At 56.6% G+C, this 13393-nt stretch carries 12 protein-coding genes; 3 read left to right on the top strand and 9 right to left on the bottom strand.

What is annotated here, in order from left to right; genetic code table 11:
* Positions 1–30: 30 nt before the first annotated feature.
* Positions 31–669 carry an FMN-binding negative transcriptional regulator gene (locus tag WG219_21155; protein ID WXL25769.1) on the bottom strand — a complete coding sequence of 213 codons (639 nt, stop codon included), beginning with the start codon at positions 667–669 and terminating at the stop codon, positions 31–33.
* A 150-nt stretch (positions 670–819) separates the two neighbouring features.
* Positions 820–1329: a nuclear transport factor 2 family protein gene (locus tag WG219_21150; protein ID WXL25768.1), complete on the bottom strand. Its 510-nt coding sequence runs from the start codon at positions 1327–1329 to the stop codon at positions 820–822.
* 304 nt (positions 1330–1633) lie between these two features.
* Here WG219_21150 and WG219_21145 point away from each other — a divergent pair, with 304 nt between their 5' ends.
* Complete coding sequence (locus WG219_21145) at positions 1634–3340, top strand: phosphoethanolamine--lipid A transferase (GenBank protein ID WXL25767.1); 1707 nt, start codon at positions 1634–1636, stop codon at positions 3338–3340.
* A 195-nt stretch (positions 3341–3535) separates the two neighbouring features.
* Here WG219_21145 and WG219_21140 read toward each other — a convergent pair whose 3' ends face one another.
* Positions 3536–3688 (bottom strand): hypothetical protein, encoded by a 153-nt coding sequence (locus tag WG219_21140; GenBank protein WXL25766.1) that lies wholly within the window; start codon positions 3686–3688, stop codon positions 3536–3538.
* A 15-nt stretch (positions 3689–3703) separates the two neighbouring features.
* The gene (gene aspA, locus WG219_21135; GenBank protein ID WXL25765.1) at positions 3704–5128 is read right to left on the bottom strand and encodes an aspartate ammonia-lyase; all 1425 of its coding nucleotides are present in this window, start codon (positions 5126–5128) and stop codon (positions 3704–3706) included.
* A gap of 249 nt (positions 5129–5377) precedes the next feature.
* On the opposite strand from aspA, the gene WG219_21130 reads away from it, so the two are divergent.
* The gene (locus WG219_21130; GenBank protein ID WXL25764.1) at positions 5378–6298 is read left to right on the top strand and encodes a LysR substrate-binding domain-containing protein; all 921 of its coding nucleotides are present in this window, start codon (positions 5378–5380) and stop codon (positions 6296–6298) included.
* A gap of 311 nt (positions 6299–6609) precedes the next feature.
* Positions 6610–7209 carry a nitroreductase family protein gene (locus WG219_21125; protein WXL25763.1) on the top strand — a complete coding sequence of 200 codons (600 nt, stop codon included), beginning with the start codon at positions 6610–6612 and terminating at the stop codon, positions 7207–7209.
* A 518-nt stretch (positions 7210–7727) separates the two neighbouring features.
* Here the strand turns inward: WG219_21125 and WG219_21120 are convergent.
* The 5 genes from WG219_21120 to WG219_21100 form a co-directional block, all read right to left on the bottom strand.
* Positions 7728–9002, bottom strand: coding sequence for a sigma-54 dependent transcriptional regulator (locus WG219_21120; GenBank protein WXL28067.1), 1275 nt, complete (start codon positions 9000–9002; stop codon positions 7728–7730).
* A 40-nt stretch (positions 9003–9042) separates the two neighbouring features.
* Entirely contained in the window at positions 9043–10959 is a 1917-nt protein-coding gene (locus WG219_21115; protein WXL25762.1) for an ATP-binding protein, read from the bottom strand.
* 114 nt (positions 10960–11073) lie between these two features.
* Positions 11074–11808, bottom strand: a complete 735-nt coding sequence (locus WG219_21110; GenBank protein ID WXL25761.1) for an amino acid ABC transporter ATP-binding protein — start codon at positions 11806–11808, stop codon at positions 11074–11076.
* Complete coding sequence (locus tag WG219_21105; GenBank protein WXL28066.1) at positions 11805–12473, bottom strand: ABC transporter permease subunit; 669 nt, start codon at positions 12471–12473, stop codon at positions 11805–11807. Before WG219_21105 ends, WG219_21110 begins: the two co-directional genes overlap by 4 nt.
* Positions 12470–13216, bottom strand: coding sequence for an amino acid ABC transporter permease (locus WG219_21100; GenBank protein ID WXL25760.1), 747 nt, complete (start codon positions 13214–13216; stop codon positions 12470–12472). Before WG219_21100 ends, WG219_21105 begins: the two co-directional genes overlap by 4 nt.
* Positions 13217–13393 lie beyond the last annotated feature (177 nt).

Genomic DNA, 13393 nt, shown 5'->3' with positions numbered 1-13393 from the left:
AATAATGCCCTGCAGATCGTTTCGGCCTGTTTAAGCTGGTTTGGGTATGGACATTTCACTCGCCAGCGCCTGATCACGTGGATCGGTACTGGCCAGCAGGCCTTGCCTTACGCCACTCTGGTCTTGCTCGCTGCGGTTTTGGCCAAGCTTCCATTTACCGTCCAAACGTTCAATAGGCAGGGCGAAACCAACAATCGCGCGCAACATCCCGGCAATGTAGTCATCCGGGGCATCGCTGACCGCCCATGGTTTATCACGCCCGCCTTCATGTCGATCGGTCAGTGCGCTGACGATTTTCAGCAGGCGTTCGGCGTCTTCGAAAATTTCGACATGACCCCTGGCCTGAACGTTGATGTAGTTCCAGGTTGGCACCACTTTGCCGTGTTCTGCTTTGGCGGCGTACCAGCTGGGAGTGACGTAGGCCTCTGGACCCTGAAAAATCACCAATGCTTGGCTACCGGCGGCCAAATCCTTCCACTGTGGGTTTGCCCGGGCAAAGTGACCATACAGCGTGCCGTAAGGGCCTTCATCTTCAACTAGAAGCATCGGCAAGGGGGTGGCAAGCAGGCCATGCTCACCGTGACTGACCAAGCTGGGTAGGCGGCAGGCGCGCATTTGCTGGTGCAGTGCAGTGAGTTCTTCTTGGCGGAATGCTGAGGGGATATACATAACGGAGGCGCTCCAAGTGATAGCAGCATGCTAGACGGCTTGGAGGCACTTGGTAAGAGGGGTGTGCGATTTTATTTACGAAAACTTCTGAGTTGTTTGATAAATAAAACGAGAATAAGCTAGGGGAACACGCTCCCCTGGCTTACAGGCTTAGCCGACTTGGAACGGCGCGCTGTCTGGTGTGGACTTAATGGTCCATTGACCGCTTTGGCGGAATGACTTGGCCGAGGCGTATGTGTCCTCCATGAACTGGAAGTAAACGATCTGGTCGTTTTCTACTTTTGCCAACACCGAGAACGGGGAGGTGAAACGGTGGCCAAGGGCAACCGAGGTGTAGGTGAACTGACCGAATACGGCGACTTTGCCGTCACTGCCAAAGATGTCAGAGACCTGAAAGTCGTTTACGTCCCAGTAGGTGCCCACATTGGAGAAGGTGTCGACAAATACCTGGCGGCCTTTGCGTGTACCGGTCCAAGGCTCGATTTGCTGGAGCTCTGGGTGCTCGAAGTTAAGCGAGGTGTAGGTTGCGTCTTCCGCAACCAGTTGGCTGGCAGCGTAGGCCACGCTGTCTTTTCCAGAGTTGGCGAGAAACGCGCCTACGATGGCGACGGCATCTTGGCTGGCTTTGGCTTGGGCAATTTGCTCTTTATCTGCGGACATACTTTTTCACTCATAGATGGGTAAAAAATCAGCGCAAAGCGCGCTAACAGAGTTTGTGTAGAGTCATGCCTTAAATGTTTGCGTGCTTTAGACCAGAAAAAATGGAGTAGGTGCTGGCCCGTAGGGCGTACAGCCTAATACCTGTTGACGCGCTTCCCCTGTGTTGAATTTCAAGGAGCTCCAGCTTGAGTGTCTAGACTTTAGGCCGTCAGGCGGCTCAACGAAATCTTCACAATTTTTCTACCTGGCCAGCACAACTCACGCCGTAGATTCGCCGGCATTTCGTTCCCTGTGGGAGGACGTAATGTCCGAATCTCTCGTGAAAAAAATGTCTGTGCTGGGTCGGGTGCGATTGAGTCGTAACGTGTTGACCATGTTGGTGGCGCTGTGGGTGATGGCCACCATGAACCTGCCATTCTGGGCCAGAGTTTGGCAGGGCGTCGGTGGTTGGGATAACGACAGTCCGCTTTTTCTGCTCAGTTTGCCGGTGTTTGTCTGGATCTGGTTGTATGTGTTGCTGAGTCTGCTGGCCTGGGGGCGACTGACCAGGCCTGTGCTGTATCTGGTGCTGCTGGTTTCGGCGGCCACCAGCTACTTTATGCACAGCTATGGCATCGTTATTGACTACACCATGCTGACCAATGTGGTGCAGACCGATACGGCAGAAGCGACCGAGTTGCTAAGTTGGGGCATGTTGTTGTGGATGCTGGGCTTTGCCGCCTTGCCAATTCTCCTGATCAGCCGTGTGCAGCTGATTGAGCGGCCGTGGAAACGGGAGTTGTTTGGCAAGCTTGGCAGCATGGCGGTGTTGGTCGTGTGCTTGTTTGCGCTGGTGATGAGTTGTTATCAGCCCTATGCCTCCCTGCTTCGCAACAACCGTGAAGTGAGGCTGATGTTGGTGCCGTCAAATGTTGTAGGTGCGATCCAGGGGTATCTGAAACGTGAGTTCAGCGCACCCGATAAGCTAGAAATCGTCGGCGCAGACGCCCACCGTGTTACTCCTGTTGCGCTGGGGGCTAAGCCTAAGCCGAAGGTCATGGTAGTGGTGGTTGGTGAGACAGCCCGTGCAGTCAATTTCGGGCTCGATGGTTATGAGCGAAACACCAGCCCTGAGCTTGCCAAGCGCAACGTCATCAACTTTAAAAACGCCCGTTCATGCGGCACGGCTACAGCCGTGTCAGTGCCTTGTATGTTCCAAGACGTAGGCCGGGAAGGTTACAAAAGCAGCATGGCGCAGAACCGTGAAGGGCTGCTCGATATACTGCAGCGTGCAGGTGTTGGTGTTCTGTGGCGCGATAACAACTCGGGCTGTAAGGGGGTTTGTGATCGGGTACCGACCGAGGATGTTTCCCATCTAGATGTCAGCACGCTGTGCACAAAAGAGGAGTGCCGAGATGAAGCGCTTCTGTACAAGCTCTCGGAATATCTCGATAAGCTCGACCGCGATACCGTCGTCGTTTTGCATATGAAAGGCAGCCACGGCCCGGCCTACTACAAGCGTTACCCCGCTGCATTCGAGAAATTCACCCCGGTGTGCGACCAGGTGCAGTTGGATCGTTGTGAGCGCGAGACCATCGTCAACGCCTACGACAACAGCATGCTCTACACCGACTACGTGCTGGCCTCGACCATTGATCTGCTCAAAGAGAAGTCAGCAACGCTGGATACGGCCATGTTCTATATGTCTGACCATGGTGAGTCCTTAGGTGAGAGCGGCATGTATTTGCATGGGGTGCCGTATGCGATTGCTCCGTCGGAGCAGACCCATATCCCGATGGTGATGTGGCTATCTGATGGGGTACAGAGTAGCAATGGCATCACGGCGCAGTGCATGCAGCAACAAAGTACCGCTGAAGTCTCGCAAGATAATTTGTTCCACTCGGTGCTGGGTTTTATGGGGGTGCAGACCTCGGTGTACAAACCGTCGCTGGATCTGTTCAGCGCCTGCCAGGCGCAGAAGGTTGTCCAAAGCCAAAATCAGTCTGCGCAGGCTGTACAAGCAACTTATTAAGGCCCGTCATATCCCTCACCGGCATTGGATGTCAGAGAGATTTGCGATCAACCGGCAGAGGTAATGGCCGATGCGGATGGGGCAGGCGGTGGGTTTGGGTTACGTGTGAAGGCTGGCCTTGGCCAATAAAAAAGGGATGGCATAAGCCATCCCTAAAAAATAGAGGCGGGGGGCCTCCGGTACCATCTTGCGAAATCAGCGATTGCGGGCTTGAGCCTGCTGAGCTTGATGCTGTTCAGCGCGCTGTGGGACATAGCGCGGCATTGCAATACCCGGCCACATGCGACGTGGTGGAGTCAGCGCCATAAAGGTTGGCGGCAGGGTTGGCATGAATGCGTTGTTTTTCATGAGAATTCTCCTGGCTTATGCCTTCAGTGGGACTAGACGCGGGGCGATCATGTTTTCAGGGCGCAGAATGTCGTCCAGCGTGGCGTCATCCAGCAGTTTTTCTTCGCGTACCAGTTCCAGAACGCCACGGCCTGTGTCGAGTGCGACTTTGGCAATGCGTGTAGCGTTTTCGTAACCGATGTATGGGTTCAGTGCAGTGATCAGGCCGATGGAGTTCTCCATCAGTTCACGGCAGCGATCTTCGTTTGCAGTGATGCCGTCGATGCACAGCTCGCGCAACATATCCATGGCGCGGGTTAGCAAGCGGATCGAGTCGAGAATCTTGTAAGCGATCAGCGGCTCCATCACGTTCAGTTGCAGCTGACCACCTTCGGCAGCCATGGTCAGCGCCAGGTCGTTACCGATCACATCAAAAGCCACTTGGTTGACGGCTTCCGGGATCACCGGGTTGACCTTGCCTGGCATGATCGAGCTGCCTGGCTGACGCGCCGGCAGATTGATCTCGTTGATGCCGGTGCGCGGGCCGCTGGACAGCAGGCGCAGGTCGTTACAGATCTTCGACAGCTTGACCGCAGTGCGCTTGAGCATGCCGGAGAACAGTACGAAAGCACCCATGTCGGAGGTGGCTTCAATCAGGTCAGCCGCCGGTACAACCGGGTGGCCGCTGATAACTGCTAGGCGCTTAACCGCCAAGTGCTGGTAAGCCGGGTCGGCGTTGATGCCGGTGCCGATTGCGGTACCGCCGAGGTTAACTTCAGTCAGCAGTTTTGGCGCCAGCAGCTTCAGGTGTTGCAGGTCTTCACCGAGGGTGACGGCGAAGGCGCGGAATTCTTGGCCGAGGGTCATCGGCACGGCGTCTTGCAGCTGGGTACGGCCCATTTTCAGAACGTGACCGAACTCCAAGCCTTTGGCCGCGAACGACTGGATCAGCTTGTCCAAGGCGTTGAGCAGGCTGTCATGGCCCAGCAGCAAGCCGATGCGAATGGCGGTTGGGTAAGCGTCGTTGGTCGACTGCGCCATGTTCACATCGTTATTCGGATGCAGGTATTGGTACTCACCTTTTTCATGACCCATGGCTTCGAGGGCGATGTTGGCAATCACCTCGTTGGCGTTCATGTTGGTGGAAGTCCCTGCGCCGCCTTGAATCATGTCGACGACGAACTGGTCGTGAAACTCACCCTGAATGATACGGGCGCAGGCGGTGCTGATTGCGGTGTGCTTGGCGGCAGACAGGTGGCCCAGCTCGCGGTTTGCGTCAGCTGCAGCCTGTTTGACCATGGCCAGGCCAATGACCAGTTTCGGGTAGTGAGCAAGCGGTACGCCAGAGAGGCGGAAGTTCTGCACAGCGCGCAGCGTCTGGATACCGTAATAAGCCTCGGCGGGTACTTCGAGGCTGCCTAGCAAGTCTTTCTCGATGCGGTGTGATGCAACAAGGGACATGATGGATAAAATCTCGTAAAGGTGCGGTGGTAACCGCGATGTCCCGTAGATTAAGGGCTGTGGCCTGATGTTGGCCAATGCTGTTATCCGCTATCCTATGCACAATCGGCATAATGTTGGTGTGACTCGGTTTTGTTCAGGTAGTCAGAAAACAGCGCCGAGAGAGAAGCTCTCGATACCGGCTATCGTTTCGAGAGAAAATCTCGAAATAGATATTAAAAACACGAATTAGTCTCGAATGAGGTGCGCATGAATCTTGAGAGCAAATGGCTGGAAGACTTCGTTGCATTGGCGACAACCCGCAGTTTTTCCCAGGCCGCGCAGAAAAGATTCGTGACCCAGCCTGCATTCAGTCGGCGAATTCGAAGCCTTGAAGCTGCGCTAGGCCTGACATTGGTTGACCGCTCACGTACTCCTGTTGACCTCACGGAATCGGGGCAACTGTTTTTGGTCACGGCGCGCAGCATCGTTGAGCAGTTGGGCGAGGTGGTTCGTCACCTCCACAACCTTGAGGGACAGCAGGGTGAGGTGATGCAAATTGCGGCGGCGCACTCGCTGACACTCGGTTTCTTCCCTGAGTGGATTGCGCGTTTACGCCGTGAGGGGTTGCCACTAACGACTCGTCTGGTGGCCGCGAACGTGGGTGAGGCGGTGCACTCTTTGCGTGAAGGGGCGTGTGATCTCATCCTTGCCTATTACGATCCGGATGCTGCCATGCAGCTCGACCCGGAGCTGTTCCCTTCATTGCACTTGGGCCGCACAGAAATGCTGCCGATGTGTGCCGCGGATGAGAATGGCAAGCCCTTGTTCGATCTTGAAAGCGGGCAAAGCGTACCCTTGTTGGCCTATAGCGCCGGGGCTTTGCTTGGGCGTTCAGTCAACCAGTTGTTGCGTCAGCGCGCTCTGCGATCAACAACGGTCTATGAAACAGCCATGGCCGATAGCCTCAAATGCATGGCGTTGCAGGGCATGGGGGTGGCATGGGTGCCCAGGCTTTCCGCTACGGCTGAGCTGGCTCGCGGCGAGCTGTTGGTGTGTGGGGATGAGCAATGGTTTTTACCGCTGGAGATCCGCTTGTATCGCTGTGCTTTGGTCCGTAAGGCTTCGGTACGTTTATTGTGGCGAAAACTTGAGGGTGGTTTGGCGCCGGCACCTGTGGAGAATCTGTAGCGCGGAGCCAGTAGCATTTCATCGCCACATGCTTGATGAGGTGCCTTTGGATGAAACCAGATCGTGCGGCAGGCAGTCAGAATTTTCCGTAATACCTGTTGCGGTATTACAGCAGCTGCTTACTGGCTGATAGTTGGAGTTGAAAGGGAATTATTCGATTTTCTTCGTTCTCGTTTCAGCCCTGTCTCCATATGATCAGCACGGGATAGCTACCTGGCTGACCTGCAGTTTCTCACTGCTGGCATAACCATGCGCTGCACCGCAGATTGTAGATGTTGTTGTGATCAAACCTTAGGACAGGAGTCGCCCGCATGAGTAATGCCTTTATTAATGCTATCAAGCAACGTCGTACCCAATATGCGCTGGGTAAGGAATTGCCTCTGCCGCAGGCCGAGGTCACTGCGCTGATTCAGGAAGCCATTAAACTGTCGCCTTCGTCGTTCAACTCGCAAAGCTCACGTGCGGTGATTCTGTTCGGTGCTGAGAGCGACAGCTTTTGGGGCATCGTTAAAGATGAGCTGCGTAAGATCGTTCCAGCAGATGCCTTTGCTACAACTGAAGGCAAGATCAACAGCTTTGCGGCGGGTGCTGGTACCGTGCTGTTCTATGAAGATCAGGATGTGATCAGCGGTCTGCAAAAGCAGTTTGCTTTGTATGCCGATAACTTCCCGATCTGGTCCGAGCAGTCCAGTGGTATTGCTCAGTTTGCTGTGTGGTCAGCCCTGGCCAGCGCAGGCATTGGTGCCAGCTTGCAGCATTACAACCCGCTGGTAGATGCTGCTGCGGCAGCTAAGTGGAACATTCCGGCGAGCTGGAAGCTGCGTGCGCAATTGCCGTTTGGTGCGAACAAGGCTGGGTTTAACGACAAGACCTTTATCGACGATAAAGAGCGCTTCCGTGTTTTCTCCTGAGCATTAAACAGTTGGCCGTGAGGCTAGCTGCTTTAAACGAAAAACCCGTCGCTTTGTCGACGGGTTTTTTGTACGTGGGTTGGGAAAGTATGTTTCTGCCAATAGATGTGTTGAGCGCAGAACATACAGGCGCCACTCGAGTCCCCGTCAGGAGGCCAAGCGGAGGCGCTGTGTAGGGGGGAAGAGCCGCATGGATGCGGTGATAGACGTAAAGGGCCATGGATGGCCCTTGTACGTCGGCCCCCGGAACAGTGCCGGAGTGCGGGAAGTTTCGCGTAGCGAAACCCGGATGCCGGGGTGCATTTCTTTTGCTTACTTTTCTTTGTGCAAGCAAAGAAAAGTGAGGCGCCCGAGGGGGCGCAACCTGATCATTAAAGCGCTGCGTTGTTGTGTGTTACAGAGATTCATCCCTATGGCGCTGTTCCACTTGGCGAAAGATTTGGAGCTTCTGTCGAGTTCACAAGCCATTGGTGGATAAGCTGCTTTGCAGCCTTATCGCACCCTACGGGCTGTGACACTTAACTCAACCCGTATTTTTTCACCTTATCGAACAGCGTGGTCTTGGCCATGCCCAGGCTCTGGGCGGTCTGGCTGAGGTTGCCGCCGTTTCGGCTGAGGCTGTCGGCCAGAAGGTTGCGTTCAAAGGCTTCAACGGCTTCGGCAAAGGTGGCGCCGCCTGTGTGGCTCGTTGTGTTGTCTTTAAGCGCTGGCAGGTTGAGCGCGAAGCGTTCAGCGACGTTGCGCAGCTCGCGCACGTTACCCGGCCAGTCGTGACTTATAAGGCTGCTCAGGGTCTGTGCATCCAGCTCCGGGGCGGGGCGGTCGAAGCGCAGGGCGGCAAGTTGCAGGAAGTGCTCGAACAGCAGCGGGATATCCTCGCGGCGCTCGCGCAAGGGCGGCAGGTTGAGCGTCACCACGTTGAGGCGGTAATACAGGTCACTGCGGAAGGTGCCTGCTTTGCCTTGCTGTTCCAGATCAGCCTTGGTCGCTGCAATAAAACGACAATCCACCGGGATGCTCTGGTTCGAGCCGAGGCGCTCCAGGCTGTGCTCCTGCAGCACGCGCAACAGTTTGATCTGCAGGTTCAGCGGCATGCTTTCGATTTCGTCGAGGAACAATGAGCCGCCGTTGGCGTGTTCGATTTTGCCGACGCGGCGCTTGTTTGCACCGGTAAACGCGTGGGCTTCGTGGCCGAAGATTTCACTCTCAAAAAGGCTCTCTGGCAGACCGCCGCAGTTGAGCGCAACAAACGGATTGCTCTGGCGTTTGCTGAAGTCGTGCAGGCAGCGGGCAACCAGTTCCTTGCCGGTGCCGGTTTCGCCTTCGATCAGCACATTGGCGGAGGTGTCTGCGACATTGGCGATCAGCTCGCGCAGCCTTTCCATGGCCGGTGAGACGCCGATCAGGCGTTGTTCCAAGGCTTGACGCCCGGCGAGGCGGCGGCGCAGTTCGGAGACCTCTCGGCTCAGGCTGCGTTGGCTGAGGGCGCGGCGTGTAGCATCGACCAAGCGCTCCGGCGAGAAGGGCTTTTCAATAAAGTCGTAGGCACCGTCACGCATGGCGTTGACCGCCATGTTGATGTCGCCGTGACCGGTAATGAGGATTACTGGCAGGTTTTCGTCCAGCTGCTTGAGATGTTTAAGCAGGTCGAGTCCATCCATGCCGGGCAGGCGGATGTCGCTGATAACGATCCCGGCAAAGTCCGCATCAAGCCGTTGCAGTGCCTCTTCTGCACTGCCGACGCCGATGCTGGGGATATCATCCAGCGCCAGCGCCTGCTGGCAGCCCAGCAGAACGTGTGGGTCGTCTTCAACGATCAGAACGCTCAGGCGCTCAGTCATGGGGGGCATCCTTGTGAGGGGAGATAATGGGCAGGTTGAGGAGGAAGGCGGTACCGCCATTTTCCGGGTGCTGCACACTGAGGTTGCCATTGGCGGCGGCGGCCAGGCTGGCAGAGAGGGTCAGACCAAGGCCCAGGCCTTTTTCCCCTGGTTTGGTGGTAAAAAAGGGTTCGAACAGGTGAGCGCGAATATCCACCGGGATACCGCTGCCATTGTCTTGTACGGTCAGCAGGTAGCGTTCACCTTGGGGGCGACCTGTCAGGCAGAGTTGGCGTTCGTTTTGTTCGATCATGGCGTCCAGGGCGTTGGCGATCAGGTTGATCAGAATCTGCTCCAAACGGGTTTGCTCAATGCCCAGTACGCTGTCGTCGCCGTCGTGCTGGCAGTCGCGCTGCACGATCAGTCCTTCGTAAGCGCTATGGCTTTCCAATAGTTTTAAGGCGGCATCAATAGCCTGCTCAAGGCTGGCTTGGCCATGGTCATCTGCGCGGCGCGCAAAGGCACGCAAGCTACCGGTGATCTTGCCCATGCGGTCGACCAATTCGCCGATGGTTTGCAAGTTGCTGCTGGCTACATCCAGCACGCCGCGTTGTAGGAAACGAATGGTATTACCGGACAGGGTGCGCAGGGCGGCCAAAGGCTGGTTGAGTTCGTGGGCGATGGCGGTGGACATCTGCCCAATCACTGCCAGCTTACCCGCTTGGATCAGGTCGTCCTGGGTCTGACGCAGGGTGGTTTCGGCTTGCTCGCGTTCGCGTACCTCAGCTTGTAGGCGCTGGTTGCTGGCCTGCAAGTCGGCGGTTCGTTCGGCAATTTTACGCTCCAGTTCGTTGTTGGCTTTAATCAAGGCTTCTCGGGCAGCCAGACGGGTAGCAATCATGCGCCGACGCTGGTTGAGGGCCAGGGCGAGGAATATCAGCAGGGCGCAGGCTACTCCGGCAAGCAAGGCATGGCTGTAGGCGGCGCGGCGTACGTCCTGAATTGGGCTGAGCAAGGTCATGTGCCACGGGGTGTCCACCAGAGGCCTGGATTGGGACAAGTAGGTGACGCTGGTGGTCTGTGAGTGAGCGCTGGTTTCTTCATCGAAACTCACCAGCTCGGAGCCATCGGCGAGCTGTCGACGTGTAAGGGGTTGTAGCTCTTCGAGGGCCCACCAGTGGTATTGCAGGCTGCGCGCCAGTCGCTCGCGGGTCGTAGCGTCCAACGGTCGGACGGCCTTGAGCCAGCGCGACTCATTGCTGGAGAGAATGATGATGCCGTTTTCATCGCTGACATAGGCTTGCAGGCGTGCTTTCTGCCAGCGTTGTTCAAGGCCCTCGAGACGGACTTTAACCACTGCGACGCCAATGATCCGGTTACCTTTTTTCAGGGCGTGGGCCAGGTAATAGCCGGGCTCACCTGCTGTGCTGCCAATACCGTAGAAGCGAGCGGCGCGACCCTCCATGGCGTCTTTGAAATAAGCGCGGAAGGACAAGTCTTCACCGAGATAACTGGTCGCGTCCTGCCAGTTACTGGTGGCCAGCACCCGGCCTTGCGGGTTGAGAATATAGATAGCCAAGCTGCCGCTGCGCTGGTTAAGCCCTTCCAGGTATTCGTTGACCAAGTGACGGCGGTAAGTCGTGGGCGTACTCAACAAGCGCTCGACGTTGAACTCAAGCTCCAGCAGGGAGGGCAAGTAGGTGTACTTGCTGATTTCGCTTTCGACCGAGCGGGCGTTCAGCTCCAGTTGGCGCTGACCGTTTTCGCTGAGGTTTTGGATGCCGAAATATTCACTGGTGTAGAAGCCCGCAATGCCGCAGCCGATGGTCAGCATCAGCATCAGTGCGATCAGAGACAGGCGGCGGACAAGGCGCGGTTTCACAGTCAGTACCGAGGGTATGCAGTGAGGAGGAGCTGTAGGGTATTGCATCGTGGGAATCCCTGACAGGCCATTGTCCTAGGCTAGGTGATTACCGGGCGGAGCGCCCGGTAATCGGAACAGTGTGGTTGCCGCAGTAGCCTGCGGCGACCATGTGGGTGTGACTCAGTGCGGCAGGATGTTGGACAGGAAGTGTTGAGCGCGTTCGGAGCGCGCTTTTATGTCCCCGAAGAACTCGTCCTTGGCGCAGTCTTCAACAATCTGTCCGGCGTCCATAAAGATCACTCGGTCGGCAACCTTGCGTGCAAAGCCCATCTCGTGGGTGACGCACATCATGGTCATGCCTTCATGAGCCAGCTGCACCATCACATCCAGCACCTCGTTGACCATTTCCGGGTCCAGTGCTGAGGTTGGTTCGTCGAACAGCATTACGACAGGGTCCATAGCCAGGGCGCGGGCGATAGCCACGCGTTGTTGCTGGCCCCCAGAGAGTTGGCCTGGGTACTTGTGGGCATGGGCTTTCAGACCCACGCGCTCCAGCAGTTCAAGGCCTTTTTGAGTGGCCTCTTCCTTGCTGCGGCCGAGCACCTTGATCTGGGCGATGGTCAGGTTTTCGGTAATGCTCAGGTGTGGGAACAGCTCAAAGTGCTGGAACACCATGCCGACCCGCGAACGCAGTGTAGGCAGGTTGGTTTTCGGATCAGCAATGGAGGTGCCATCCACTACGATGTCGCCCTTCTGGAATGGCTCCAGCGCGTTGACGCATTTGATCAGGGTGGACTTACCCGAACCGGACGGGCCGCACACGACGACCACTTCGCCTTTTTTCACTTCAGTGCTGCAATCGGTCAGCACCTGGAAGTTTCCGTACCACTTGTACACGTTCTTAATGGAAATCATACGGCTAACCTTTTTTGCAGATGCTTGACCAGCAGCGAGGCTGAGAAGCTGATGATGAAGTAGACCAGACCGGCAAAGATGAGGAACTCATGGGGCTGGCCGATGATGTCGCCACGGGAGCGGGCTGCGTTGAGGAAGTCCATCAGGCCCACGGTGTACACCAGCGAGGTGTCTTGGAAGAGGATGATGCTCTGTTGCAACAACAGCGGGCTCATCTTGCGAAATGCCTGAGGCAGGATGATCAGGCGCATGGTCTGGCTGTACGTCATACCCAGGGCCTGCGCTGCACCCATTTGTCCGCGAGGGATGGACTGAATGCCTGCCCGTACGATCTCGCAGAAATAGGCCGCCTCAAACATGATGAAGGCCACCAAGCAGGAGCTGAAAGCACCGACGGGGGTGTCCTCACCGGTGATCCAGCGCAGGATGAAGGGCACTGCGAAGTAGAACCAGGTGATAACCAGCAGCAGCGGAATCGAGCGGAAGTAGTTGACGTACGTGGCAGCGATGTTCGACAGCAGGCTATTGCCGGACATGCGCATCAGGGCCAGCAGGGTGCCCAGCACCACGCCGCCGATAACGCCCATGACCGTTAGCTGTAAGGTCATCAGCATGCCGTCCCACAGCCCCGGCAAGGCCGGGATGATTGGGCTGAAATCCATTATTTACCCCCTACGGAGATCAGGCCGGGCACGCTGACTTTCTTCTCCAGCAGGCGCATGAGCAGCATCAGGCTCATGTTCAGGGTGAAGTAAATCAGGGTTGCCAGGGTGAAGGCCTCAAACAGGTTGGCGCTGAACTCAGCAGTCTGTTTGGTTTGTGCCAGCAGCTCCATCAGGCCGATCAGCGAGGCCACCGAGGAGTTCTTGAATATGTTGAGGAACTCGCTGGTGAGCGGCGGAATGATGATCCGGTACGCTTGTGGCAGCAGTACGTTCCAGTAGGTCTGCGGCAGGGTGAAGCCCATTGCGTAGGCTGCAGCGGTTTGCCCTTTAGGCAGCGCCTGAATACCGGTGCGCACTTGTTCGCAGACGCGCGCCGCAGTAAACAGCCCCAGGCACACGACCACGCTTAGGTAGGCTGAGGTGGCTGGATTGAGATCTTGTTTGAACCAGATTTCCAGCGGCTCAGGCAGCAGGTCTGGAACCAGGAAGTACCAGAGGAACAGCTGCACCAGCAGCGGCACGTTACGGAAGATTTCAACGTAAACCGTGGCGATTCCAGAAATCCAGCGGTTGGGCAGGGTGCGCATGACACCGAGCAGAGAGCCAAGCAGCAGGGCGATAATCCAGCCGGCTAGTGCGATGGCGACTGTCCAGCCCAGGCCGGTGAGGAACCAGTCCAAGTAGATCTCGCTGCCGATGCCAGTGGACTTGAAGAAAATGCCCCAGTCCCAGTTGTAGTTCATGCGGGTTTCCCCTCGGCGACTTAACAACACGCACGGCCTGCCGCTAAACAAGCGGTGGAGGGCCTATACGTGGTAACGGTTATCAAGCAGCAGGGCACACAGCTTCATCATCCGAACCGATGAGTCGTGTCATGCATGCTTGGTTGAATTGGAAAGGGGATGCCACACGGGCCTCCC

The sequence above is a fragment of the Pseudomonas mendocina genome, assembly GCA_037482215.1.
Lineage (GTDB): Bacteria > Pseudomonadota > Gammaproteobacteria > Pseudomonadales > Pseudomonadaceae > Aquipseudomonas > Aquipseudomonas mendocina_E.
This window is presented reverse-complemented; position numbering and strand designations above follow the sequence as displayed.

Excerpts from the sequence above, each read along its gene's own strand:
- WG219_21125 (WXL25763.1), top strand. The coding sequence starts at position 6,610 with ATGAGTAATGCCTTTATTAATGCTATCAAGCAACGTCGTACCCAATAT.
- WG219_21140 (WXL25766.1), bottom strand. The coding sequence starts at position 3,688 with ATGAAAAACAACGCATTCATGCCAACCCTGCCGCCAACCTTTATGGCG.
- WG219_21155 (WXL25769.1), bottom strand. The coding sequence starts at position 669 with ATGTATATCCCCTCAGCATTCCGCCAAGAAGAACTCACTGCACTGCAC.
- WG219_21110 (WXL25761.1), bottom strand. The coding sequence starts at position 11,808 with ATGATTTCCATTAAGAACGTGTACAAGTGGTACGGAAACTTCCAGGTG.
- WG219_21145 (WXL25767.1), top strand. The coding sequence starts at position 1,634 with ATGTCCGAATCTCTCGTGAAAAAAATGTCTGTGCTGGGTCGGGTGCGA.
- WG219_21100 (WXL25760.1), bottom strand. The coding sequence starts at position 13,216 with ATGAACTACAACTGGGACTGGGGCATTTTCTTCAAGTCCACTGGCATC.
- WG219_21115 (WXL25762.1), bottom strand. The coding sequence starts at position 10,959 with ATGCAATACCCTACAGCTCCTCCTCACTGCATACCCTCGGTACTGACT.
- WG219_21130 (WXL25764.1), top strand. The coding sequence starts at position 5,378 with ATGAATCTTGAGAGCAAATGGCTGGAAGACTTCGTTGCATTGGCGACA.
- aspA (WXL25765.1), bottom strand. The coding sequence starts at position 5,128 with ATGTCCCTTGTTGCATCACACCGCATCGAGAAAGACTTGCTAGGCAGC.
- WG219_21150 (WXL25768.1), bottom strand. The coding sequence starts at position 1,329 with ATGTCCGCAGATAAAGAGCAAATTGCCCAAGCCAAAGCCAGCCAAGAT.